This is a genomic window from Conexibacter sp. W3-3-2 (genome assembly GCF_009707605.1).
GTDB lineage: Bacteria > Actinomycetota > Thermoleophilia > Solirubrobacterales > Solirubrobacteraceae > Paraconexibacter > Paraconexibacter algicola.
This window is the reverse complement of sequence record NZ_WLYW01000002.1, coordinates 226,127-249,902: the sequence shown is the minus strand read 5'-3', so window position 1 is coordinate 249,902 and position 23,776 is coordinate 226,127. Positions and strand designations below refer to the sequence as shown.

General features: G+C 71.0%; 21 protein-coding genes. 11 read left to right on the top strand and 10 right to left on the bottom strand.

Translation table 11 applies throughout. From position 1 onward, the window contains the following. Positions 1-23 precede the first annotated feature (23 nt). From GKE82_RS24430 to GKE82_RS24410, 5 genes are all read left to right on the top strand, one after another. Positions 24-716: an excalibur calcium-binding domain-containing protein gene (locus GKE82_RS24430; RefSeq protein WP_154735554.1), complete on the top strand. Its 693-nt coding sequence runs from the start codon at positions 24-26 to the stop codon at positions 714-716. A gap of 345 nt (positions 717-1,061) precedes the next feature. Further along, on the top strand, positions 1,062-1,322 hold the full coding sequence (locus tag GKE82_RS31725; protein WP_154735553.1) for an excalibur calcium-binding domain-containing protein: 261 nt from the start codon (positions 1,062-1,064) through the stop codon (positions 1,320-1,322). 408 nt (positions 1,323-1,730) lie between these two features. Continuing rightward, positions 1,731-1,997, top strand: coding sequence for a hypothetical protein (locus GKE82_RS31720; protein ID WP_154735552.1), 267 nt, complete (start codon positions 1,731-1,733; stop codon positions 1,995-1,997). A gap of 598 nt (positions 1,998-2,595) precedes the next feature. Beyond that, positions 2,596-3,174 (top strand): hypothetical protein, encoded by a 579-nt coding sequence (locus GKE82_RS24415; RefSeq protein ID WP_154735551.1) that lies wholly within the window; start codon positions 2,596-2,598, stop codon positions 3,172-3,174. A 195-nt stretch (positions 3,175-3,369) separates the two neighbouring features. After that, positions 3,370-4,380 carry a DUF4236 domain-containing protein gene (locus tag GKE82_RS24410; protein WP_230317230.1) on the top strand — a complete coding sequence of 337 codons (1,011 nt, stop codon included), beginning with the start codon at positions 3,370-3,372 and terminating at the stop codon, positions 4,378-4,380. A gap of 59 nt (positions 4,381-4,439) precedes the next feature. On the opposite strand, the gene GKE82_RS24405 is transcribed toward GKE82_RS24410, so the two are convergent. Both GKE82_RS24405 and GKE82_RS24400 read right to left on the bottom strand, forming a co-directional pair. Continuing rightward, positions 4,440-4,832: a hypothetical protein gene (locus GKE82_RS24405; RefSeq protein WP_154735549.1), complete on the bottom strand. Its 393-nt coding sequence runs from the start codon at positions 4,830-4,832 to the stop codon at positions 4,440-4,442. A 134-nt stretch (positions 4,833-4,966) separates the two neighbouring features. Beyond that, on the bottom strand, positions 4,967-5,695 hold the full coding sequence (locus GKE82_RS24400) for a hypothetical protein (protein ID WP_154735548.1): 729 nt from the start codon (positions 5,693-5,695) through the stop codon (positions 4,967-4,969). Positions 5,696-5,910: 215 nt separating this feature from the next. Between GKE82_RS24400 and GKE82_RS24395 the strand changes: the two genes are divergently transcribed. The 3 genes from GKE82_RS24395 to GKE82_RS24385 all read left to right on the top strand — a co-directional run bounded on the left by GKE82_RS24395 (position 5,911) and on the right by GKE82_RS24385 (position 7,859). Beyond that, positions 5,911-6,201 carry a helix-turn-helix transcriptional regulator gene (locus GKE82_RS24395; protein ID WP_154735547.1) on the top strand — a complete coding sequence of 97 codons (291 nt, stop codon included), beginning with the start codon at positions 5,911-5,913 and terminating at the stop codon, positions 6,199-6,201. A gap of 56 nt (positions 6,202-6,257) precedes the next feature. After that, positions 6,258-6,767 (top strand): helix-turn-helix transcriptional regulator, encoded by a 510-nt coding sequence (locus GKE82_RS24390; protein ID WP_154735546.1) that lies wholly within the window; start codon positions 6,258-6,260, stop codon positions 6,765-6,767. A 402-nt stretch (positions 6,768-7,169) separates the two neighbouring features. After that, positions 7,170-7,859, top strand: a complete 690-nt coding sequence (locus GKE82_RS24385; RefSeq protein WP_196189447.1) for a potassium channel family protein — start codon at positions 7,170-7,172, stop codon at positions 7,857-7,859. 66 nt (positions 7,860-7,925) lie between these two features. Here the strand turns inward: GKE82_RS24385 and GKE82_RS24380 are convergent, their stop codons facing one another. Both GKE82_RS24380 and GKE82_RS24375 read right to left on the bottom strand, forming a co-directional pair. Then, on the bottom strand, positions 7,926-8,987 hold the full coding sequence (locus GKE82_RS24380; RefSeq protein WP_154735544.1) for a homing endonuclease associated repeat-containing protein: 1,062 nt from the start codon (positions 8,985-8,987) through the stop codon (positions 7,926-7,928). Positions 8,988-9,174: 187 nt separating this feature from the next. Then, positions 9,175-10,410, bottom strand: a complete 1,236-nt coding sequence (locus GKE82_RS24375) for an IS256 family transposase (protein WP_154735015.1) — start codon at positions 10,408-10,410, stop codon at positions 9,175-9,177. An 890-nt stretch (positions 10,411-11,300) separates the two neighbouring features. Here GKE82_RS24375 and GKE82_RS24370 point away from each other — a divergent pair. Next, the gene (locus GKE82_RS24370; RefSeq protein WP_196189339.1) at positions 11,301-12,605 is read left to right on the top strand and encodes an IS1380 family transposase; all 1,305 of its coding nucleotides are present in this window, start codon (positions 11,301-11,303) and stop codon (positions 12,603-12,605) included. A gap of 1,759 nt (positions 12,606-14,364) precedes the next feature. Here GKE82_RS24370 and GKE82_RS24365 read toward each other — a convergent pair. Then, positions 14,365-15,894, bottom strand: coding sequence for an ImmA/IrrE family metallo-endopeptidase (locus tag GKE82_RS24365; RefSeq protein WP_154735543.1), 1,530 nt, complete (start codon positions 15,892-15,894; stop codon positions 14,365-14,367). Next, the gene (locus GKE82_RS24360; RefSeq protein WP_154735542.1) at positions 15,891-16,229 is read right to left on the bottom strand and encodes a hypothetical protein; all 339 of its coding nucleotides are present in this window, start codon (positions 16,227-16,229) and stop codon (positions 15,891-15,893) included. The genes GKE82_RS24365 and GKE82_RS24360 overlap by 4 nt, the downstream gene beginning before the upstream one ends. A gap of 272 nt (positions 16,230-16,501) precedes the next feature. Here GKE82_RS24360 and GKE82_RS24355 point away from each other — a divergent pair, with 272 nt between their 5' ends. Then, complete coding sequence (locus GKE82_RS24355) at positions 16,502-16,720, top strand: hypothetical protein (protein WP_154735541.1); 219 nt, start codon at positions 16,502-16,504, stop codon at positions 16,718-16,720. A 145-nt stretch (positions 16,721-16,865) separates the two neighbouring features. On the opposite strand, the gene GKE82_RS24350 is transcribed toward GKE82_RS24355, so the two are convergent. The 4 genes from GKE82_RS24350 to GKE82_RS24335 form a co-directional block, all read right to left on the bottom strand. Beyond that, positions 16,866-18,164 carry a hypothetical protein gene (locus GKE82_RS24350; protein ID WP_154735540.1) on the bottom strand — a complete coding sequence of 433 codons (1,299 nt, stop codon included), beginning with the start codon at positions 18,162-18,164 and terminating at the stop codon, positions 16,866-16,868. Next, positions 18,164-20,518 (bottom strand): hypothetical protein, encoded by a 2,355-nt coding sequence (locus GKE82_RS24345; protein WP_154735539.1) that lies wholly within the window; start codon positions 20,516-20,518, stop codon positions 18,164-18,166. The genes GKE82_RS24350 and GKE82_RS24345 overlap by 1 nt, the downstream gene beginning before the upstream one ends. 59 nt (positions 20,519-20,577) lie before the next feature. Then, positions 20,578-21,258, bottom strand: a complete 681-nt coding sequence (locus GKE82_RS24340; protein ID WP_154735538.1) for a hypothetical protein — start codon at positions 21,256-21,258, stop codon at positions 20,578-20,580. A gap of 153 nt (positions 21,259-21,411) precedes the next feature. Further along, positions 21,412-22,326: a hypothetical protein gene (locus GKE82_RS24335; protein WP_154735537.1), complete on the bottom strand. Its 915-nt coding sequence runs from the start codon at positions 22,324-22,326 to the stop codon at positions 21,412-21,414. 411 nt (positions 22,327-22,737) lie between these two features. Here GKE82_RS24335 and GKE82_RS24330 point away from each other — a divergent pair, with 411 nt between their 5' ends. Continuing rightward, positions 22,738-23,745, top strand: a complete 1,008-nt coding sequence (locus tag GKE82_RS24330; protein WP_154735536.1) for a site-specific integrase — start codon at positions 22,738-22,740, stop codon at positions 23,743-23,745. Positions 23,746-23,776 lie beyond the last annotated feature (31 nt).

Genomic DNA, 23,776 nt, shown 5'->3' with positions numbered 1-23,776 from the left:
CACCACGACCCGAGGTTCCTTGCATGACCGGTCCAGACTCCACCCGCCCGCCATGGCTCCTCGCCGCCGCGGCTCTCGCCGCCGTCACGGTGATCATCGCCCTGCTCTCCTGCGGCCAGGACACCAGCACCACGAGCAGCTCCACCACCACGCAGACCGCCACCACCGCGGCCCGCGAAGCAGACCCCACCCCGACCCCGGCCCCGACGCCGACCTTCCAGGACGCCGAGGCGCTGGCCCAGGACGGCAACTTCGAGGAGGCGATCGCCGCCGCGGCGCTGCTGGGCGATGAGGACCGCGACCGCATGCGCGGCCTCGTCAGCCGCACCATCGCCCGCCAGGCCCGCAGCGCCCTGCGCCAGGGCAACCGCCGGCTGGCCTCCCGGCGAGCCGCGCGCGCGTTGCGGTTCGCCAACACCGCCGACGCCCGAACCGCACGCCGCGAAGTCCGCGCCGCCAGCCAGCGCGCCGCCGCCCGCCGCGCCGCCAAACGCGCCCGGGCCCGCGCCGCCGCCCGCGCCCGCCGCGCCGCTCGCGCCCGGGCCCGCGCCGCGGCCGCCGCGCGGCGCGCCGCCCAGGACGCCGCCCAGGCCGCCCCGCCCGTCAGCGACATCCCCACGGGCACGACCTGCGCGGACACCGCCGCCACGGACTTCCCCGTGCCGCCCGGCGACCCCCGCGACCGCGACGGTGACGGCATCGCCTGCGAGTCCTGACCCCCGCACCCAGCACGCCCCGGTCCGGCCCCCGGACCGGGGCACCCGGCCCACCGATCGAAGGGAGGCCCGTCGATGACCGAGTCGTTCACGCACACCTACCGCAGTGACCGCCCGCGCACGACGGGAGCGTCGCCGTGAGCTGGAGCGGCACTACCGCGACACCGTGCACGACGACGCCACCGGGGTCCGCTGCGAACGCGAAGAGGACTGTCGTGCGTCGGTGGAGGGCACGCCGTTCTTCCCCTGGAGGCCCTCATCGCCGACCGCGCGACCTGAGGCCAGTTGCACCGCTCGTCGCACAACGAATCCCCGGCGGCGTGTCGCAGCGGGTAGCGTGCGCGGATGAGCCTTCGATCCCTGACGTGCGTGCCGCTGGCGGCATGCGTGCTGCTGCTGGCCGTTCCCGCGCAGGCCGCCCAGCCCAAGAAGTACAAGAACTGCGCCGCGCTCAACAAGGTCTACCCCCACGGGGTCGGCAAGCCCGGCGCGCGCGACAAGTCCCAGGACGAGCGCGTCACCAACTTCCGCGTCAACCGCGCGGTCTACAACCTCAACAAGGGCAAGGACCGCGACAAGGACGGCATCGCCTGCGAGAAGCTCTAGACGCCCGCGCTCACGCCCGCGAGCGCCGGGCCAGGAACGCGCGCGGCGCCGCGTGACGACCTCGGGTTCGGGCCGTTCGCGCATCCACAGCTCGAGGTCCTCGTCCCGCGCGCGCAGCGGGCTCTGCAGCAGCCGCATAAGCGCCCCGGCAGCGAAGGGGGAGACCGCCTGGCGCACGAGCGCCGGCCACCACGGCGTCCCGTGCCAGTCGAGGTTGCGCAACACGCCCTCCTGCGCGAGCACCTCCACCTCGAGAGGCAGCGTGGACGAGCGCGCGAGCGCGTCCCGGCGATACGTGGCCGCGCCCAGCTCGCCGAGCTGCTGGCGCAGGGTGGCCCCGGTCGGCAGTGGACGGTCCGGCGCGCTGAGCGCCTCGGCGAGCGCGCGCGCCTGCGCGCGGTCCAGACCGTGGTCGGCGAACGCGGCGGGCAGAAGGCCCAGCACGAGCTCGACGGTGGCGATGTTGCACCGCATCATCTGCGCGTCGGTCAGGTGCTCGTGCAGGTCCTCGATCACCGTGTTGCGCCACAGCCGGTCGGTGAGCGCGAACGCCGCGAGCCGCACCCGGATCCCTTCCGGCAACGCCCCGACCGAGACACCGAGGCGCTCACGTGCAAGGTCCGCGCGCGTCGTAGAGATCTCGTCGGCGATCGCCTGGCGTTGCGCCGCGAGTAGCTCGAGCTCCTGGTCGGCCGCGGCCGTGCCGTCGGCCTGCCAGCCGGCCCAGAGCCTGTCGAGCTCGTCGGCCTGATCGTGCAGCTCCGCGCGCTCGTCGACGTCCAGGACGCTGCGCGCGTCCTGGCGGATCATCCCGGCCCGCGCCCGGAGCGCCTCACGGACCCAGTCGTGCATCGCCGCCGGGAGCAGCCGCACCAGATCAGCGGCGGGTACCTCCTCCGCGACCATGACGTCCTCCGCCTCGTGCAGGTAGCTCAGCAGCCAGTGCGTCTCCTGAAATCCGCTGTGGTAGTGGTCGCTGGCGAGCTCCCACATCTCCCCGTCGACCACCAACCCGGCACGCGGCTCCTCGCCCTCATCGACACGGACCGGCCGCCACAGCTCTCGCAACACCCTGGGAGGAGCGAGCCCATGCCAGCCATCCCCACCCTGCGACTGAGCCCCCATGCACCGAACCGTACGCGGACGGCCCACCACCGCGACGCAGAGACCCCGGGAGCGCCCGTGCACCGACCCGCGACGGGCCGGCGCGCACCGTTCCGAACCCGTTCGCGCCCCGCTCCGTTTTGCGGTCGGACGGCGTAGGCTTGCCGCCATGATCGACCGGATGGGGACCGGGCGAGCCGCCGTGCTCGCCACGCTGCTGCTGAGCGCGATGCCGCTGGCGGGGTGCGGTGACTCCGACACCCCGACCACCACGGTGGTGCAGACCGTCGAGCGCACCGTCACCGCGTCGACCCCCGAGCCGACAGCCACCCCCACGCCAACCCCGACACCGACACCGGAGGCCGCGGTCCCCGACGTCCCCGGCGTCGAGCGGATCACCGGGCCGGCCGCCGACGCGCAGACCGAAGCGCGCCGCGAGGAGATCGCGGCCGCGCTCGCGACCGCACTGCTGAAGGCCAAGGGCCCCTGGCGACCGATGGTCACCGCCTATGGCACCGGCGACCCCAACAGCGAGTTCGACACCGACCCCTACGTCCTGCTCGACATCGCGCCGCCCGAGAGCGACGAGGGCGCGCAGGAGTACCGGGCACGCGGCCGCGAGGCCTGCCGCGCCCTGGACCGCCCCGTCGAACGCGCCCTCGACGACGAAGTCGCCACCCTCATCGCCCGCACGTCCATGGGCGAAGGGATCGAGAACACCCTGATCAACCCCATCGCCAGCTGCTGAGGCAGCCGCAGACGCACACCGCCGCCAGCAGGCTGGTGAGATCAGGCCGCCAGTGCTCCGGCGACGACCTCGTAAGCCGCGGCCCAACCCCCGAGGCGGCGACGGCCCGCTCTGCGGCCCGCTCGAGATCGCGGCGGAGCGTGTCTTGACAGCGGGGGGCGTGATCGTCGAGCGTGCCGCGACATGGGGTTGCGGATGCGCAAGAGCATCAAGCTGGGGCCGGGGGTCCGCTTGAACGTCAGTCACAAGAGCGTGGGGCTGCGGGTCGGCGGCCGCGGGGCGGGGGTGACGGTGAACTCCTCCGGACGCCACAGCGCGTCGGTCGGAATCCCGGGCTCCGGGGTCGGCTACTCGACCCGGCTGGGCGGGTCGGGCGGCAGCCGGGCGCGCGCCGCGGCGATCGCGCCGTCACCGCCGCCGAAGCCGGGCCTCATGGCCTCCGGCACGGAGAAGGCGTTCTACAAGGCGATCGCGGCGGTCGCCGCCGGCCAGCATCAGGAGGCGCTGCGCCTGTTTCGGGCCTCCAACGCCAAGGACAGCAAGGACAAGGCGCTGGCCGACGACTTCTTCGTCGGGCTGCTCAGCGCCCAGCTCGCCGAGGATGAGGCGGCGATCGCGGCGCTCGAGAAGGTCGTCGATAGCGATCGCGCGCTGCCCGACACGCTGATGGAGAAGTACCTCGACGGTGGCGGGACGGTGCTGGCGATCACCGAGCACGTCGCGGTGCAGGTGCCGTTCGGCTCGGCGTGCGCGGCCCTGGTGCTCGCCGAGGTCTACCAGCGCAACGGCCGGCTGGAGGAGGCCATCGGGGTCGTGCAGCAGCTCGTGGACGTGCACCCGCACCCCTACCTCGTGCTGAGCCTGTGCGACCTGCTCGCGGCCGCCGGGGCGTACGACGAGCTCGTCCTGGTCGCCGCCGGCGTCAGCAACCAGGACGACGTCAGCTGCCAGATCCGCATCCTCCAAGCAGACGCGCTCGCCAAGCAGGGCATGCGCGACGCAGCACTCGAGGCCTACAAGGACGCCCTGCGCTCCAAGAAGCGCGAGCCCGGGCTGCTCAAGGACGCCCGCTACGCCCGCGCGCTGCTGCACCTCGACAGCGGCAAGAAGGCGCTCGCACGCAAGGAACTCGAGAAGCTCTACGCCGAGGACCCCCGCTACCGCGACGTCGCCGACCGCCTCCGCGCGCTCACGCCCGACCGCTGAGCCCGCCAGGGAGTCACCGGGCTCATCTCGCTCGGCTGCACACCGATCTCGTCCGGCAGCTAGAGCAGGAAACGCCCGGCAAGGCTGTACACGAGCCGACACCGTCGGAGCTCCAGCCGCTCGGAAAGGCTGCGCAGCCGCCCACGAAGTCGGAGAACCAGTGTTTTCGGCTGGTCGGCTTCGGGGGGTGCTGAGCTGTCGGTCTTGGTCTCGCAGCCTCCGGTGCCGGGCGTGCGCTCATGCCGGGCTTCGCCGATCTCTGGCCCGGTATCGGTACCGAGGGAGGGGTCCGGGTCGCGGAAGAGCCAGCGCAGCACGAGCACCAGCAGGAAAACGAGCGCGCTCGAGATGAACGGGTTCTGGAGCATTCTGGCCGCATCGGTTCCTCGGTCCAGGGCAGCCGACCAGTCGATCAGTGGCGCGACGCTCACCGCGCCGAGGACGAGGAACACGATCGCCGCAGTGATCGCGGGCAGGACCAGCCGGCCGGAGGAAGATTGCTCGCGCCTGTCTCGTGGTCGGCCGCCGGTCGTGATGTCGTGTCCCCAACCACGCCCGATGCGTTTCTCGTGGTCTCGAGCTTTGCTCACTCCGCGGTAGCGACGCCGACGGAGCTCCTCGGGGAGAGCGTCGGGAATGCGGAGGCGACCTCCTTCTGTTGGGTCTGGCTGCGCTCGTCGTCGTGTCCGGCGGCCGCGGGCTCCGTTCGAAGCAAGCCGTCGATCCCGTGGGGCCGCCAGCGGGTACGGGTGATTCCTGCGACCGGAAGCCGCCACGGCAGCGGTGCGGTCAGCCGACGCAGCGACCAGCGGGCCGCATCGAGCCGCTCGTAGAGCTCGACCAAGAACTCCTCCTCGCGCTTGCGCTCATCCGACGTGCTTCCGAATGGGTACTCGTGCTCGTCCGTGCTCGTGGTGGCGCTGTCTCCGTCTTTCGTGTCCGGCTCAGTGCTTCCCTGCTCGGAGGGGGGCGTCTCCTCGTCGGGCTTGGTGGGGGCGTGCGCCCGGGCGCGGACGACTTCCAACCACCCGAGCGCGCTGGAGATGGTCGCCCATTCGTTGGGCCTTGCGGCGGTCGCGATCCGTTCTTGGCCGTCGCGGTCGATGCGTGGTTCCAAGAACAGCGACGGCTTGTACGCGCCGCGGCGGTAGCAACGCACCACTGCGGACTGCGCGCGACGCATATCGTCAGCCAGCACCCTGGCGATGCCCTTCCGACGAAGCCGGTTGCGATTCCATTCGCCTGCCGTCAGCCCGTACAGCGCGACAAGCGCCGCGGCAACCCCGGCGAGGACCCGGATCGAGGTGTCATCCATCGCACAGAGAGGTTCTGCGCGAAGTCGGCTCCACCTTCTGCGGCGCTCGTGATCTCGGGTGATGCGGAGCGAACCTCAAAGGCAGATGACCACCGCCGCGCGGGTCCGTTGAGAGATCTCCGTCGGTGACGCACAAGGTGCTCATCTGTCGGGGTCTGTCGTGCCATGTGGCCGATCTGTCCGGCGCCCGCGTCGCGTGTCCCTACGGTGCGGGCATGCCCTCGATCGATCTCGCCACCGCTGCGCGCAGCCGACGCGCATCAGCGCTCGAAGCGCTGGAGTCGCCGAACGTCGCGCACGAGAACGCCGTGCGCGTCCTACGTCTGAACTACACCGGGATCTCGCTCAGCGATCTCTCCGCATCGACCGGCGTGGCTCGCGCCCGGCTCACGGCCATCGAGCAGGGCGCACCGTGCAACGACGTGACCGCGTACCGCGTTGCCGCCGCACTGGGCGTACGGACCACCGATGTGTTCGCCCTGGGGAGACCCGTCTGCGGGCGATGACGTGCGCGCAGGCAATCCGTCACACCGCCCGACGCGCCGCCTAGCATCACCACGTCGTGTCATCCACGCCGCCTCAGGAGCCCTCGCGCGCGCAGGCCCAGCGCGCCCTACGCCAGTTGCTCGACGAGGCGCAGGAGTGGACCGCACCCACCGCAGCCCTCGATCCCGCCCGTCTGCAGGCGTGGGGCCGGCGGGCGCACGGCGCCGCAGGCGCGCTGGCCGCCAGCCTCGACGGAGCGTCGCGCTCACGGGCCCTGGAAGCCCTCAGCGCTACTCCCGCCCATCTCGCCGACTCGTCCGCCGTCGCCGTGCTGCGGTTCAGCGAAGGACTCACGACGACCGCGCTGAGCGACCTCGCAGGGATCTCCACTCGCACCGTCCAGCGAGTCGAGCGCGGCGAGCGTTGCCTGGTCACGGTCGGCTTCGCGCTCGCCCGCGCCTTCGGCCTCCGACCCACGGACCTCCTCTGCGACATCGCCAACGAACGCGGACGCTGCCGCACCGTCTGCGAACTCATCGCCACCCTCGACGGCGACGAGCAACCACCCACCTTCCGCACCACCTAACCCACCGCGCATCCCAGCCGAACACGCCTCCGCGCCACACCTCGCCACGCCGCGACGCTGGACGGCGGCGGCACACCACTGAGCAGCGCTCGCTGGCACAGCGCACCCCGACCAGGCGGGGCTTGGGAGGGTCGCTTGATGCCGGAGATGGCCCGTGGTTCAGCCTGCGTCGAGGTGCCAGAAGCTGCGAGGGCGGATCTGCACCTCCGTTGCGCCTCGACCGCACGGGCGCACGCACGCTCCGGTTTCGGTCGTCAGCGCGCGGGTGACCGGCCCGGTACGGTCGGGACGGTGAGCGCGCTGGCCAGCCCACCTCCGCCCTACCCAGCCCGCTATCAGCATGCGCAAGCGCGGCTTGAGCCGTTGGTGGTCGTCGCGGCGCTGTTGGTCGTCCCGTCAATCGTGCTGGACGCGGAGGATCCCCAGGGCACGCTGGGGCTGCTCGCCAGCGCCTTGCGGGTGGTGATCTGGCTGATCTTCGTCCTCGAGGCAGCGGTGCTCCTGTCGCTGAGCGGCGACCGGGCCCGGTGGATGCGCTCCCATCCGCTGGAGCTCGCGGTCATCGTGCTGACGCCGCCGTTCGTGACCGCGGTCCTGGGCGCCGTCGGCGTGCTGCGCCTAGTGCGTGTGGTGCGGCTGCTGCGCCTCGTACGGCTGCTGCGGTTCGCCCAGCGCATCTTCACCCCGGAAGGCGTCCGCTGGGCGGCAGGCCTCGCCGCGTTCACCGCGATCTTCAGCGCCGGAGCGTTCGTCGAGCTCGAGCGCGACGCCGCGACCGAGAGCTCCTACACGTTCGCCGACGGCCTCTACTGGGCCATCAGCACGATGACCACGGTCGGCTACGGCGACATCGCCCCGACGACCAGCGCCGCGCGCCTGCTCGCGGTGCTCCTCATGCTCGTCGGGATCGGGTTCGTCGCCGTGGTCACCGGCGCGATCGCCGAACGGTTCGTCGGGCACCGGACTCGACACGACCCGCGGATCCTGGCGGCCCTCGACGACCTCACGCAGCGACTGGACCGCCTCGAGAGCCACCTCCGCACCAACCCGCCGCCCCAGCAGCCCACCGCGGACCGTCGACCACCCAACTGACACGCACGCGCCGATCACGGCGACCACGTCAGCGGCGACGGCTGGCGCAGACGGTGCGTCCTCGTTCTAGGCGTTGGCGCTGGCGAGTGCGGCGGCCCAGGAGCCGAAGCGGTTGCGGACGGTCGATCGGCAGGGGTGGTCGGGGGAGGACTCGTGCCACTCGGCCGGGGTCGGTGGCCGCCCGTGCTGCTCGGTGAACGCGACGATCGCCGCGGTGATCCGCTCCGGGGTCCAGAGCTCGCGTCCGGGGTCCAGGCCGGCCTGGCGGACCGCCTCGGTGAAGGAGCCGAACATCCGCCGGACGGTGGCCGAGGAGGGGTGTGAGCCGTCGGTGGTGTCCCAGGCCTGCTTGGGTGGGGCCTTGCCGTGTTCCTGTGCCCAGGCGCGCAGCGCGTCGAGGACCTGCTCGCGGGTCCACGACGCGTTGTAGATCGGGAAGCCGGCGGCGAGCAGCAGGTTGGCCCACGACCCGAACACGATCCGGCCCGCGCTCGCCGGCGGCCACCGCGGCAGCTCCAGCGTCCACCGTGACGGCCGGTCGGGATCCGCGCTGGGCATCCAGTCCTGGGTCCGGGGTGGCTGCCCGTCGTGCTCGGCGGCCCACTCCTTCACGAGCGCTACGAGCTCGGCCTTGGTCCAGCGGCGCGGGTTCGCGGCGCGGACGGCGCACCGGGTGCACCGGTCCCCGTCCCCGACGATCACGCCGGCCTCACACCCCGGGCAGGGGTGGGCGCGCAGGTACCGCGAGGCGGTCTGGGCGCTGACCCCGATCTCCTCGCCGATCTGCTCCATCGTGAGCCCCGCGTGCGCGAGCCGCCGCGCCGCGGCCACGCGCGCGGGCAGGTCGCGGCGTGCCGCGACCGGCGCGGCCGCACTCAGGCCCGCCTGCGCCAGGGCCTCAGGCCACGAGTCGTAGAAGCGGTAGACGGTCGTCGAGCTCGGCCAGCGCGGATGCTCCCGCTCCCACAGCGTCTTCTCGGGCCCCCCGCGCCCCAGGCTGCGCTGCGTCGAAGGGCAGAAGTCGATCGACCGCGGCGGCGCACCGGTCTCCCGCGCCCAGTCGCGCAACGCCTCCAGCACGCTCTGCGCGTTCCACGTGCCCCGCGCGCCGGTGTGGCGATCGTGCAACCGATGCTTCTCACCAAAGTCAAGTCGCGTGTTGTGGTGTAGCTCGCTCGTCGGGTACATCGCGGCGTGTCAGGCCGTGTGGAGGGGGCTCTTCTCCTCTCGGATCGCGTTGGGGGTGTCGCTGAGGTGAGCCCGGAGGGCGAGCCGAGGCGAGACCCCCAACGCGTGCAGCCTCCAGCGGAGGGGGTCAGGCCGCAAGGCTCGCGACCTCCAGGTCGTGGACCTCGTCGGCGTCCTCGATGGGGCCCGCCAGGACGACCGCCATCGACTCTTCGGAGAGGTAGCGCCGGCAGGTCAGCCACTCGTCGTTCTGCTCGATCAGGACGGCGCCGCAGAGCCGGATCGCGGACGCGTCGTTGGGGAAGATCCCGACGACATCCGAACGCCTGCCGATCTCCTTGTTGACCCGTTCCAGCGGGTTGGTCGAGCGCAGCTTGCTCCAGTGCGCTTTCGGGAACGCGTAGAACGCCAGGAGGTCCTCTTCGGCAGCATCGAGCAGCTCGCAGACCTTCGGAGCGACCGGTGCGAGGCGATCGAGCAGTTCGCCGACGCGGCGGCGCGCCTCGGTGCCGTCGGCGGCCTGGAAGACCTCGCGCAGGCCAGCGCTGATCAGGCCGCGCTCGTTGCGGCGGCAGTGGCCGTGCATGTTGCGGACGAAGTGCACGGTGCAGCGCTGCCACGGCGCGTCCAGGACCTGCGCGATCGCCGCCTTCAGGCCTTCGTGGTGGTCGCTGATCGCGAGCTGCACCCCGTGCAGCCCACGGGCTTTCAGCGAGCGCAGGAACGCCACCCAGAACGGGCCCGACTCGACCTGGCCGATATCCAGGCCGATCACCTCCCGCACCCCGTCCTGATTGACCGCGTAGGCGACCACCAGCGCCTTCGAGACAACCCGGCCGCGCTCGCGGACCTTGACGTGCTTGGCATCCAGCCACAGGTACGGATAGGCGTCCGTGAGCTCGCGCTCACGGAACTCGGCCACCAGCTCGTCCAGATCACGACAGAGCCGGCTGACGCGGTCCTTGCTCATCGCCCCGATCCCCAGCTGCTCCACCAGCCGATCGACCTTGCGGGTGCTGACGCCGTTGACGTAGGCCTCCATCACCACGCTCACGATCGCCTGCTCACACCGGCTCCGAGGCTCCAGGAAGCTCGGGAAGTACGACGGCCCGGACCGCGTCCTGGGGATCGCCAGCTCGATGCTCCCCACCCGGGTGTCCCACGCCCGCTGGCGGTACCCGTTGAGATTCGCGACGCGGTCCTCGGACCGCTCACCGCGGCCCGCCCCGGTCAGCTGCGCGACCTCGGCCTCCATCAACTCACGCACGACCAGCGCGACCGCGTCGCGCAACAGATCTCCGTGCTCGCCGCTCATCGCTCGCGCAACGACATCGGCAGGGGTCATCATCCGGTCCTCGGCCATCGTGGTGCTCCATTCATCGATCCTGTGGAAGGGACCGACGAGCATGGACACCACGGTGGTCGGACTACGTCCGGACCCGGTGTCCTCCTACACCACTTCTACCGACGTGACCCTCACCAACGAACCGAGGCTCATCATCAACCCCCAGAACCGGCGGCGGCGGTGCGTCAACAGGTCTCCGGCGACGAGCCACACCCACATCCTCCCAAGCACCCACGACATCAGAAGCGGTAGCACCTACGCGATTCGCGCGCCGCCTTGTGCGGAGCCCCGAGGCCCGCAATATCACGCACGGCGTGATGCGATATCACGCAATGCGTGATGCTCGGAGGGTCGGCAGTGGTTTGCTGTTCCCGACCGACCTGGTGATTCGTTCGTTAGTGCAGGTCCTTGCGCACGCGCCCTAGACCGAGAGGCCCAGCGCTGGATCGCGCTGCTCCACTCGGCCAGGAGCGGGCCTGACCCTCTGTCGGGTAAGCCGCGGCCTGAGCTCAGATGAACGCGTTTCCTGTGGTTTGTGCGCGCCACACGAGGCTGGCTTCAGCTGTGCGCCGCCCCCTGGGCGGAGTCGGCCGCTTTGTCCAACCGCCACCCGGGTCAGACCAGTACGGTCGATCGCCGTTACGCACGCCGACGCGTCTCGAGAATCCGCCCGCCGGTCGCCGCGCTACGCAGGCGCCGCCTAGCGACCGGCTGGTGGCACATGTCCGGAGAAGGGCATTCTCGGACACGTGATCCGGGTGCGCGACGCTCGTCCAGAGCGCCGCTTAGCCTCGATCCACCGCGAGGCTAGACCGGTGTCGTCCGGTTGCTAGCGAAGAATGACCTCCTGAGCAGGGCTTTTCACGGATGTAGCGGCATCCGGGGTCCTGCAGCAGGAGGTCACCTTCGTGGTGCAGCATGGCGGGCCGTCCGGACTGGACGCGATCGACGTCTGTTTTGACGATGAGCGGGCGGTCGCCAGCGCCGGGATCGCGCTGGTCGCGACGCTTGCCCAACGCCTTGGGGCCGAGCAGCTCATCGACGAGACCGTCGATCTCGGTGATCGTCCCGGCGCCGGCCTGGAGGGCGCGAAGGCGATGACGTTGGTCTCGGCGATGGCGCTCGGCGCCGACTGCATCGACGACTGCGACCTGTTGCGCTCGGGGCGCACCGCCGAACTGGTCGGCCACCGCGTGCTTGCCCCGTCGACGCTCGGCACGTTCTTGCGGGCGTTCACGTTCGGGCACGTCCGCCAGCTCGACCGTGTCCTCGGTGAGCTCGTCGCGCGCGCCTGGGCCGCTGGCGCGGGGCCGGGCGACGGGCGGCTGGTGATCGACCTCGACTCGTTCGTTGGTGAGGTCTACGGATCCAAGAAGCAGGGCGCGGCGTTCGGCTACACCCGCGTGCGCGGGATGCATCCGATCCTCGCCACGCGCGCCGACACCGGCGAGGTCCTGCACATCCGCCTCAGGAAGGGTTCGGCGAACACCTCCAGGGGCGCCGGCCGGTTCCTCGACGAGCTCATCGCCCGCATCGCCCGCACGAACGCGACCGGCCCCAGGTTGCTGCGCGCCGACAGCGGCTTCTGGAACAACAAGACCTTCGACAAGCTCGAGGCCGCGGGCTGGGACTTCTCGATCGGCGTTCGCCAGAACCCCAAGATCCGAGCAGCGATCGAAGCGATCGACGAGACCGCATGGACCACGCTCGAGGACTACCCGAAGACCTCGATCGCCCAGATCGCCGAAACCGAATGGGCCACAAGCCGCCGGCTCGTGATTCGCCGCGTTCGCACCCTCGACCGCCAAGGCCAGCTGCTGCCGACCTGGGAGCACTACGCGTTCATCACCAACCGCACCGACGACCTCGCGCTCGTCGAGGCCGAGCACCGCCAGCACGCACAGATCGAGCTGGCCATCCGCGACCTCAAAGACCAGGCCCTCGCGCACTTCCCCTCCGGCCGCTTTTGCGCCAACAGCGCCTGGACGGTCCTCGCCGCGATCGCGCACAACCTGCTGCGCTGGACCCAGCTGCTTGGCGCCCCCAACCAGACCATCCGCACCGCCCGCACCCTGCGCCGCCGCTGGCTGACGTTGCCCGGCCGACTGACCCGCACCGCCCGGCGCTGGACCCTGCACCTGCCAGCCCGCTGGCCCTGGCGCAACGCCTTCACCCAAGCCCTCGAACGCATCCGCGCCCTGCAGCCGGCCTGACCGCCGGCCACTCGTTCGACGACGATCGCACCGCAGGACCTCCGCGACGGCCCCTGCACGCACACCCTGCTCAACCGCCGCCTCAACAGCTTCCGAAGGCGACCGCTAGCTCAGTTGGCGGACCATCGGCTTCCCGAGCCACCGCTCACGCGCTCGACCCCCTCGGACCGAGCGCGCTCACCGTTTACGCGGTGGATCGAGGCTTAGCGACATTCGCAGGTGCCGGCCTGGGGGGCGGCCCGAGCGGAGGACGATTCGGGCGCCGTTGCGCCGACCAAGGCCTCCAGTTCCTACTTTTCGTCAGCGGCACACTCGTCAGGAACGTCGGAGCCAAGGGCGAGCCCTTCGGATCTGGGAATCCGGACGATCTCCGAGAGCTGGCGGGCTCCGGTCCCCTGGATCGCGCGAGCAAGATAGATGAAGCCGGAATCACTCGACGCGTCCAGGACGGACCCCTGTGAATCAAAGCGGCGGTAGACGTTTGCAGTCAGATCGAAGCTAAAGAGACCCGCGATGTAGCTCCTTGCGCCCGTGGCAGGGTCACGCAGGTTTCGTCCGCAGCTAAACGTCACCTCTCGGCCGCTGCGAGTCACGTCGGCTATCTCGGAGATGTTCGGACCAACCACGAACTTCGCAACGTTGCCACCGCCATCGAAGACAGGCGCGCCGTCGCTTCTCCCTGCGAACGGCCCGGAAGCTGGGACCCTGATCGGGGGTAAACGACGCGGTCGCACGCGTCCGAAACTGAGGCGCGTCCCGGAGTGCTTCGCGCGTTAGGGAAGTCGACGACCTTCCGGCTCTGCCCGTAGAAAAGTCGCCACTTGGGTTCCTGGCCGCTGGGGCGCACGTACTTGACCACCGCGCAACGTCCCGACGGGCTCATGACCGTGTCCGGCCAGGGCAGGTATCCCCTGGGGCTAGGCACCGTGAGCTGCGCGAACTTTCCTGTTACCACGTCCAGAATGCCGACCACGGACCGGCGATCCCCTTTGTTCACGAACACTCGCCGAGCTGTGGCGTCACCTCCTCCGTACAACGAGAAGCCGGGACGCCGGACGTTTTTTCCAGTCCGCAGGTCACGCCTTACTACGCCTTGCGCCCGCTCAGAATCGTTGGCGACGACGTACCGGCCATCCCGCGACAGCACAGGTCGAGTGGGCGGAGCAGTGCTCGTCATGACCGTCTTCGCTCGGCCATTGCGGATAACGCGAAGCGAAGCGCCACCATCAGATCGCGGCACAACGTGAGCGAGTACGCCGGAGTCGGCAGCGATCGCTACCTCGCTCGGGTACTCGAAAGGCCCCGCCAGGCGCTGCTCGACCGCCTGAGCGAACGACACCGACAGAAAGACCGCGGTGAGCGTGCTAGCTATAAATAGGGTTCGCCGAGACATAGGCGCACGCTAACGAAGACCGTGTTCTCGGTGCGTCGCCGAGACCGGGACAACATCGGCGAGGTGCTATTGGCGGTAGGAGCGCCCGACCCGCTTCCAAGCGAGAACCGTAAGAAGCGCCTGGTCGCAGGCGTGCTCGCGGCCCAACTCCGAGACCGCCACGATGCGGTCGTCGACGCCTTCGTCGCGCTAGGCGAGGAGCGCCGTCTGATCACGCTCGCCGCCCTACCAGGCGCGCGAGTCCGACCTAGACGAGGACTCACTGAGTGCTTCGCGGTACGCGTCCGAGCGGGCACTTGAGGCTCTGCGGTCTGTCTCATCCGCCCCACGCTGCAAAGGGCGGACGCCGAACAGGACCGTCGTCGGTCAGCTGACCACGATCTGCGCGTGCGCGTCCAGCCAGCGGCGCGTTTCGTCGATCAGCCCGGAGTCGCGCATCGCATGCCCGTCGGCGTCGGTCCCGTACTGGACGTAGACGAGCAACGCGGCCAGCGCCGCAGCGTGCTGGTCCCGCGGGCAGATGGCATCGAGCCACACGGCCCAGTCAGCGAACCGGGTCGCCGCGCGCGGCTGCAAGGCCGCCGAAACCTCCTCCGGAGAGCCTTGCGCGAGGAGCCAATCGAAGAGCCACCAGCGGCCCGCCGCGCATTGCACCCAAGAGCCCACCGGCACCGAGGCGGTGTCGCCGTCCGCACGATTGATCTCGTCGGCCCGGCGGGCTGCGGCGAGTACTTCCGGCGGGGGCGGGCCGGCGACCGCGCCGACGACGTCGGCGCCGAGCGCCGAAAGCAGAGTCGGCAGCGGCGCTCTGGCGATGAGCTCCAAGCGGTCGACTTCGTCGATCCGTGCAATCGCTTCCGGCGGATAAGACATTGCGAAAGCGAGGTTCGGCTGCGCGGCGACCAGTGCCTCAACGGGTGGGGCGGACGTGAGCGCGGCTGACTCGACTCCGCTGAACAAGATTTCGGCCGGCTGCTCGAGCGGCTGCGGTGGGACGTCGCGCATCTCACCGGCCGCGAGGAACGCCATGCGTGCCGCGGTCGACGGATGGTCATCACCGCAGACGAGATACGTCGTGCTCACCGCGTGCACGACCCCGAGCGCCAACCGGACCGCAACGCGCACGAGCGCGTCGAGCTCGACGCCGACGGGCGCGGCGTCGGGGTGCGCAGCCCGCGCCATCCTCCGCAACGCCCGCACGGCGAACTCGTCCGCGGCGTGCTCCTCGTCATCGGTGCGGCGAGGCAACGTCCCGCTTTCCGTGCGCAGATGGCCGAGCGCGAGATGCCCGACCTCGTGCGCGATGATGAACTGCACCGCCCACGCGCTGAGCACTGCCGCGGTGCGGCGATCCGCGTCCGGGACGCGGACGTAGATCGGCTGCCACAGCTCGCCCGCCCACCGAAGCATGCCGAGTTCCAGACGGAGCACCCGTACGCAGTCGAAAAACGGCAGCGACCGTGCCGTGTCGCCAGACGCCTGCTCCGGCGGCGGTCCCCAGCCGGCCATCATGAGCTTCGCTGCGGAGTACGTCAGGTCGTGCGTCGCGTCGTCGACGACGATCAGGCCGCCCGAAGGCAAAGGCAACGTGAACGCAGCGTGCAGCCCGGACCGCAACGGGCGCACGTGCAGGTCGCGCGCGTGCGCGCCATCGAGGTCGCCGAGGAACGGTGCGATCTCACGCAGCGCATCTTCCAAGCGGCCGCGAGCCACCGACTCCGCGAGCGTCTCGGCATCGTGTGCGCTGACCTGACCCGACGGAGCCCTGCCGAGCAGCGCCGCGTGCAGCCACAGCTCCGCCGACGTCGCCGACCCGGCACGCCCCGGACCTGCCGGTTCGAGCGCCGCGCGCAGGCCCGCATACAAGCGGTCCGCGTCGCTGGTCTCGCCGGTCACCCGCAGAGACGATCGAGGCCCCGCCGCACGAGCAGTACGGCGACCGTCGCAGCCGGGGGTCCGCCGAAGAGCGGCGCGACCAAGTCGGCGATCGCCGCAGCGATGAGTAGAGCTTCGCCGTCAGCCCTCGCCGCTGACACACGCGGGTCGCTGCAGACCGCGTCTCGCAACCGGTCTTCTTGCGCGTCGAGCCACGCTTTCGCGATCCGGCGCTTACGGTCCGGGTCAAGCGGTCCAACACCCGCAGCGACGTCGTCGGCGAGCTGCACAAGCAGCAGGTCGTCATCGAGATCGAGGAGGCGTTGGAGGTCGTCGTGGCCGCGGCTCGTCGTCATCCCCGCATTGTCCTGCGCCCCGGGGTACAAATGCCAACGTCGCGCCGCCGGAAGGCGTGGCTCACCGCTTCGTGAGCGGCGGCTTCGCTATGCAGCTTCATGTCCCGCTCCAGGTCTTTCGCTAGTTGCGGCGACTCGCGCGCGATCCAGCTGACCTCGCAGTCGTGATCCACTCAAAGACCCGGCCTGCGTCGTCCGGCCGCGCGGGTCTGGGGAGGCTGCGCGCTGGGCCTGGGCGCGTGAGGGCTGGTCTGCTGGCTTGGCGGGCACCAGTGGACGACATCGCCAACGAACGCGGACGATGCCGAACCGTCCACGAGCTCATCGCCACCCAGCGAGTCGAGCGCGGCGAGCGCGGCCGCGAGGCCTGCCGCGTCCTGGGCCGCCGTAACGAGCGGACCCTCGGCGAGGAGGTCTTCGGCCTCGTCGCCCGCGTCCCGATGAGCGAGGGCCTCGAGAACACCCTTATCGAACCGATCGCCACCTGCTGAAGACGGCCGGGCAGCGTCGCTGCAATTGACCCCGCCCCCCGGAGGTCATGCCCGGCGTGCGGCGCCGAACGTGCCGGGACGCGGCGGCTTGGCCCGCTGTCCGGCACCGTTGGGGCGCGGTCGCGCGGAGGGCGCCCCATGCGGGTCAGCGGTGGAAGGCGTCGGCCCGAAGGAGCACTCCTAGGCGCTCGGCGATCGCGGTGCTGTCCAAAGGGTCCCCGTTGGCGTCCGGCGGTGTCGCGCGGTCGCTGCTCGGTGCGGCGCCGAACGGGGCGGGCGGGTCGAACCACTGGTCGATCGCATGTCCGCCCGCCGCCGCCCGGGCCTGCTCGAGGGCGCGGGCGCGCGGTCCGCTGTCGAGGTCGGCGGCGCGGAGGTGGAGCTCGAGGAAACGGGCGAGCACGATGGCCTTGGGGAAGCGGTCGAGGTCGCTTCTGGCTTCGCGCGTGAGCGTGATCGCCATGTCGACCGCCTCGCGCAGTTCGAGGGGGTCGCGCTCCTCGCTGCGGGCGATGTGCGCGCACGCGTCGCTGAACGCGGACGCGCCGGCGCGCTGGGCAGATGTGAGGTCGGCGTAGCGATCGCGCAGGGTCGCCAGCGCGTCGAGTTGCCTGCCGGTGAGGAAGGCGCAGGCCTCGGCTTCGGGGTCCGACCAGGCGGGGTCGAGTTCGGGGCGCCGGGTGATCGTGGGGCCGGGGGAGGGACGCGAGCCGCATCCCAGCAGGAACCGGCGGGCGCCGGTCGGGACGTCCCCGGTCGCGCCGGCGAACAGCTCGAGTCCGGCCTTCAGCTCATCGAAGTGCCGGAACTTCGTCGCGTGTGGGCCGGTTGCAAGCTTGCGGACCGTCGTCTGATCGGTGTTGCTGGCGAGGGCCTCGATCGCCTGGAAGTACCAGGGGTGAAATGGCGTCGTGACGCGCTTGTTCCAGAGCTTCTCGGCGGTCTTTGCGTGGTGCGTGCGGACCTCGGCGGCGCGTCGCGCGAGGATCCACCCGTGTGGGGATTCCGCAGGCGCGAACCCAGGGTCGTGCAGCAGGCGGTGCAACTCGTCACCGGTCGAGGCGGTGCGGGGCAGTTCGCACAGCTTGGCCCAATCGAGGATCGCGAAGACGCCGGTGTCCAGGAGGCTCGTGAGCGAGCCGTCAATGAACTGCGTCATCGCGATCGCACGGGTCCGCGCGAGGTGCGAGTGAGTGGTGATGGTGGCCAGGATGCGATCGCCGCTGCGGTCGGCGGACTCGTCGCCGGCGTAGAGATCGATCAGCGCGCAGACCGGCTGGTCCTGGTGCTGCAGCCAGGCGAGCCGGAGGAGCAGCAGGTTGCGGCTGGAGATCGGCTCGAGGACGAGCGGGGCGCGGACCTTGGCGAGATCGAGTCGGTCCGCGAGAGCGGCGCCGCGCCCGCGCGCAGAGTCAGGTTCACCGTCGTAGACGAGGACATGCATCAGATGCGGCTCCCTTCCGAAATGGTGATGGTGACGTGCTGGGGCATCGGCGTGACGGAGATCCCGCCGCTGGCGCGGACCGTGTGGTTGCGCATAAGCCGCTCGGTGCTCTGGTGGCGCGGGGTGGTGGTGATGTCGAGGCGCACCGCGGCGGTGTCGTCAAGCGGGCGAGCGGTGACGTGCACGGAGCGCAGCTGTGGCTTGCCGAACGCGGTTGCCGGGACGGCGGGCCTGATGAAGTGCTCGGCGGCGAAGCTGAGCTCGTCCAGCAGGCGGGCTCGCGCTCCGTAGAGACGGATCGCGGCACCCGTGTAGTTGGTGTTCAGACGGGGGATCGCGAAGAAGTTGAGGGTGTAGACGGGGACCTCGAGCACAGACTTGAAGGCGGCGATGACCGCGTCCTCGAGCTCGTCGGAGACGTCGTAGCAGCGGTCAATGTCTGTGCCGAGGTTCGTCATCCTGCTGCGCAGGTCGGCGAGCTGATCTGCGAGGTCGTGTTCCTGCGCCGATGTGGGCGTGGCGAGCGCGTCGCTGAGGGCCCCGAAGAGCTCGTGGCGCACGGAGAGGTTCCGGGCGACCTGCGCGAGCACGGCGGAGCGCTCTGCTTGGGTACCGACGTCCTGCTGGGCGGCGGCCGTCCGCGACACCAGGCGGTGAGCGGCCGCGGCCGCCAGCCCGCACGCCACCGGGAAGAGCACCTGGGCGCTCAGGGCGCGCAGCACGTTCTCGTCGGGGACGTAGATCGTCGCGAGGATCACGGCGATGCGCGCGAGCTCCACGGCCACCCAGGCGCGAAGTCCTTTGCGCCAGGCCACCTCGACCATCACGGCGGCGGCGAAGCCAGTGGACTGGTAGTGGCCTCCCTGCGGCAACGCGGCGCTCGCGAGCAAAGCTATCGCCAGCGCCGCCCAGACCATGCTGTCGTCGGTGCGGTCCTCGCCCCGCATTCCGGCGCGCCTCATGAAGAACTCCACGCCGGCAGTGGCCCCGACGGCGATCAGGGTCGCCGTGACCTGACGCTCATCGAGGTCCAGAGCGGAGACACCGATCATGGTCACGGCGCCCGCCCAGCGCAGGGCCCGCAGCGCTTGCGAGGTCCACAGGGTGACCTGGCGGACGTGGTCAGTGCTCGGGACGTCATCGGCGCGCGCCGCCGGCTGGTCGTGGTGCAAACCACTGAGGTGCGCCCGGGCGATCCATCCGCTCCCGCCCGGGCTGGGACCCCACCGGAAGCTGCTGCCGGGGCTCACCGCCTCGACCGCGTCGCGCGCGAGAGACCCGCCCAGCCCGCCACCCCCGCTGGGGGCCGCCGCCTCGCCGCTGCCGGGCCGGTCGTCTTCGGGTCCGGTGTAGATCTCCGCGATCAGCCCGAGGCCTTCGGGCCGCAGGTCGACGCGGAGCTCCCTGAAGGTCGCGGTACGCGAAGCGTTAGCGATCGTCTGCGCGAGCACCTCCTGCAACGCGCGGATCGCCGGCAATGAGAGGCGCTCGAGCTCAGAAGCCACGGTGAATCGCTCGATGACGACCCGCGCACCCAAGGCCGTCCTCGCAGAGTCCAGCAGCATCCAGGAGGTGCTGTCGCCCGCAAGGCCGCCAGCGTCCGGGCTGACCGAGGACTCCAGGCGGCGCTGGGCGAGCTCCGAGCGGGCCACCGCGCTCAGCAGCGCCTCGCGCCGGGGGGCAGGCGCGTCCTCGGCCAACGCGGACATCGCGGCGCGGATCGCCGTGGCCTCCCCGGTGTGGCGCTCGAGCGCGGGAAGGTGCTCGCCGCGCAGGCGCACCAGGTGCTCGCGCTCGCGCGATGCAAGCAGCCCGAGGCGCCGCATGCGCACCGCGATCCGCATGAACGTCTTGCCCACGTAGGCACCAGCCACGAAGTTCGCGGGGAACGCGATGGCCACCCAGGCGACGTTCTCGTTCTCGGCGAGCTCGCCCGACTGGCCCGTGAGGAACAGGAGCGCGAAGTTCACGACGACCGCGGCGAGGCTGTAGGTCAGCCAGCCCTGGCCGGGAAGCAGCGAAGCGCCAACGGTGATCGCGACCGCGGAGAAGAAGAAGAGCGGCCCGTACTCGATGCCGTAGACCGCGTTGACGGCAAAGCTCGCGATGAACAGCCCTGGGACGACGAACTCCGGACGACCGTGCACGATGCGTCGCAGCCGGTCCGGGCGCACCGTCAAGCCCGCCCCCACCACGCTGATCGCCGCGCCCAGCACCAAAGCCGAACCGCGCGCGAGATCCGAGAACCCGGGCGCGTTCAGCGCCCCCGGTATCGCGAGCAGACCCCCGACCAGAAACCCGAGGGCCGCGACGCGGTACGCGAGCAGAAGATCGTCGTGCGGTGAGCGAAACATCTACGGGACTCGAGCACGCCGCCCACCCGGCCGGTGGGACATCTCTCACGCCGCCCTGCTCACGGTCCGGTGAGCATCACGTCGTAGCGCAGCTTCCCCGCGGGCCGGCCAGCCGCGGCCGCGACCTGGACGACGAGCGTGTAGCGACCGGTGGTCGGCAGGGCCCGGACTCCCAACACCCCATCGAAGCGCGAGGGGTCCTTCGCGCGCTGGCGTCCGTCGGCCCGCAGGAACACCTTCCCGCCCTGCGCTGCGGCCAGGCTGATGGACGCCTTTGGGCCCTTGGCGGACGTCTTGCTCTGCGCCGGACTGGGCCCTTCGGCCGCGAGGTGCCCGGCGGAGAACGCGCTCCCGACGAGGGCGACGACGATGCCGCGCCGTCCCCAGGGGCTCCGCACGAAAAGTCTGCCGCGATTGCACGTCGAAATCCGGTGCATCATGACCGAAACGGTACTTGTGCGGCGGGTACCGGCGCGGCCGCGCGCTCGCGACATTCGTCGTGTGCGCATCAGACGCACAGCTGCAGGCGGGCCGCAAACGCTCTGCACGGCCTTGTCGTCGAAGAGCCCCAGAGCGAGGTTTACGGCCCGGAGTTGCGTCCTTCCGAAGGCGGACGCCGGCACAGAGGGACGGATGAAGCGCTCGTGCCGAAGCTGTGGTCTAGGAGGCGGACGCGCGCCGCGAAGATGCTGCATGTACTCGCGGTAGCGCGTTGTGAGGAGGTTCAGGCCGCGCAGCATCCGCGCACGAGAACGGGCGCGTCCCCTTGAACGACGCCGAAGGGCGGCCCGTGCGGGCCGCCCTTCGCGACGTCTCTGCGGTGTCTGTCCAGATCGGCCGGGGGACGACGTGCTCCCGGCGCCGGGCTCCCGAAAAGCCGCCCGAGCCCGCTGCTAGCAGCGGTAGGCGAACGGCTCCGGGGTGGTGCGGAAGTGGCTCTTGTAGACGGCCAGGCACCAGCCGCGGTCGATCGCCCGGTTGGCCATGGCCTGGATCGGCGGCGCCCCGATGATCGCGGTGACGACGCCGACGACGCGGCTGGCGGGGATGAACGCGATCGCCCAGGAGCCCCAGGCCACCGCGCTCTTGGACTCGCTGCGGTTGAGGTACGCGTAGACCCCGTGCCACGCCCACGCGAAGCGCGGGTCCGCCACGATCGGGTACGTCGCCTCGCTGGAGCGGTGCTCGACGACCATGGTCAGATCGGTCCCGTCCAGCTCGTAGCGGACCGGGACCGCGGCCCCCGTGGCGTCCTTCGCCCACGGCGGGGCGATCGTCAGCGCGATCGTCGTGCCGTCGGCCTCGAGGACGACGTAGCCGCCGTCGCCGGTGGCCTGGATCGTCTGGCCCTCGGCGAGGGTGAGCGGGTAGCGGAAGCGCTCCGGCGCCTCCGCGGACTCGATCGTGGCGAGGACCTGCGCCCCGTCCTCCTTCGCCACCACCACGGTGCTGGACAGGCCGCTGTCGTACGCGACGGCCGACGAGGAGATCGCCTGCGCGTCGTCGCTCTTGGTGGCCGCGGGCAGGCCGACCTTGACCGCCGGTCCGGTGCTCGAGTCGAGCTTGACACCGCTCTCGGGCTGGTCGGCCACGGAGACCTTGCCGCCCTCCTGCGAGACGCTGAGCGCCACGGGACGGTCCTCGCGGACCGTGGCGTCGGCGTCGCCCTGCAGCGCCTCGGGAGCCACCGCCTGGATCGTCTGGGCGGTGGTGTCGGCCTCCTGCGCCCGCGCCGGGCTGCCGACGCTGACCAGCCCCACCACCGTGATCGCCGTCGCGATCGTGTACTTCGCCGCCATGCGGCCCATGAGGGACCTCCTTTTGTCGCGGCGCCTCTGCCCAGTGCCGAGGTACGCCGGATCCCTGACCGCAAAAAACGGTGCAGCACGCTGCGCCCGGCTCATGAGACTTCTCTCACGTCCAGCCCCAGAACCGGGGCCTAAGCGGCACTTTGTTCGCGAGTGACGAGCGGCGCCCAAGCGACCGACCGCCGGGTCAACTACCTGGCTCACCCAGAGTTTGACTCTCCGTGCGACCGCGAACCGCGCTACCAAAAAGTGTCGCGCGGAGAAGCCGCTGAACGGTCTCATGTTGGCGCCGTATCCGTCGCATCTCGCAGACGCCTGACACGTGCGCGTGACGCTGTTTCCGTAGGTACGTTAGGAAATACGATCACGGGGGAAGGAAGAGACCCCTTCGAGCGCGAAACGACACCCTGAATGGGCTCTGACCTCGAACCACATCGCGACGGGCGCCCCGCGCGCGGGCGCCCGCCGAAGCTGCTCAGCCGAGAGGACTCCCGCGCCGTCGCGGCGACCGCGCGCCGGCTGCTGGCCGACGCCGACGACGGCGACGTGCGCCTGGCCGACGGCGCCGAGCTCGACGGCCAGTCGTTGGCGCTCGTGCTGCTGCGCGCCGACCTGGCGCCGCGCACCCGCGAGGCCTACGCGCGGGACCTCGTCGAGTTCGCCGGGTTCCTCGCGCGCCGCGGCCGCCAGGACCTCCTCGAGGCGACCGCCGAGGACGTCGACGACTTCCGCCGGCGCCTGGAGGCCACCGGCGCAGCGAAGGGCACCCAGGCCCGCAAGCGCGCGACCCTCTCCCGCTACTACGGGCTGGCCGTCGAGCGTCGCCTCATCGGGGCGAGCCCGGTGCAGGCCAGCAGCCGGGTGCGCGTCGACGTCGCCAAGCACCAGCGCCAGCAGCCCGCCCTGGCGCGCGACGAGCAACGCGAGCTCCTCGCCCTCGCAGCGAAGGCCGGCGCCGACGTCGCGGCTGCCGTGCGCCTGATGAGCCAGCACGCCCTCCGGGCCAGCGAGGTCTGCGCCCTGAACGTCTCAGACCTGCAGGGCACGCGGCTGCGCATCCACGGCAAGGGAGCGACCGCGGGCGTGCAAGACGTCGAGCTCTCCGGTCCGATCGTCGAGCTCCTCGAGGACCTGGCCAAGGAGCGCGAGCCCGACGAGCCGCTCGTGCGCTCCCCCACCGGAAGGCGCTACAGCCGCCAGAACCTCTCCCAGCGCGTCAAGCGCCTCACGCGAACCCTCACGCCCACCAGCGCCCACGGACTCCGCGCGACCTACGTCACCCGCGCCGCCGCGCTCGGAGTACCCCTCCAGGACATCGCCGCCGGCGCCCGCCACAAGAACATCGCCACCACCCAGCGCTACCTCCGCGAACACGACCCCGCCGCCGCCAGCCGCCGCCTCGTCGACGACCAAGGCTGACCCAAGACGCGACGATCTCAGCCGACCACGG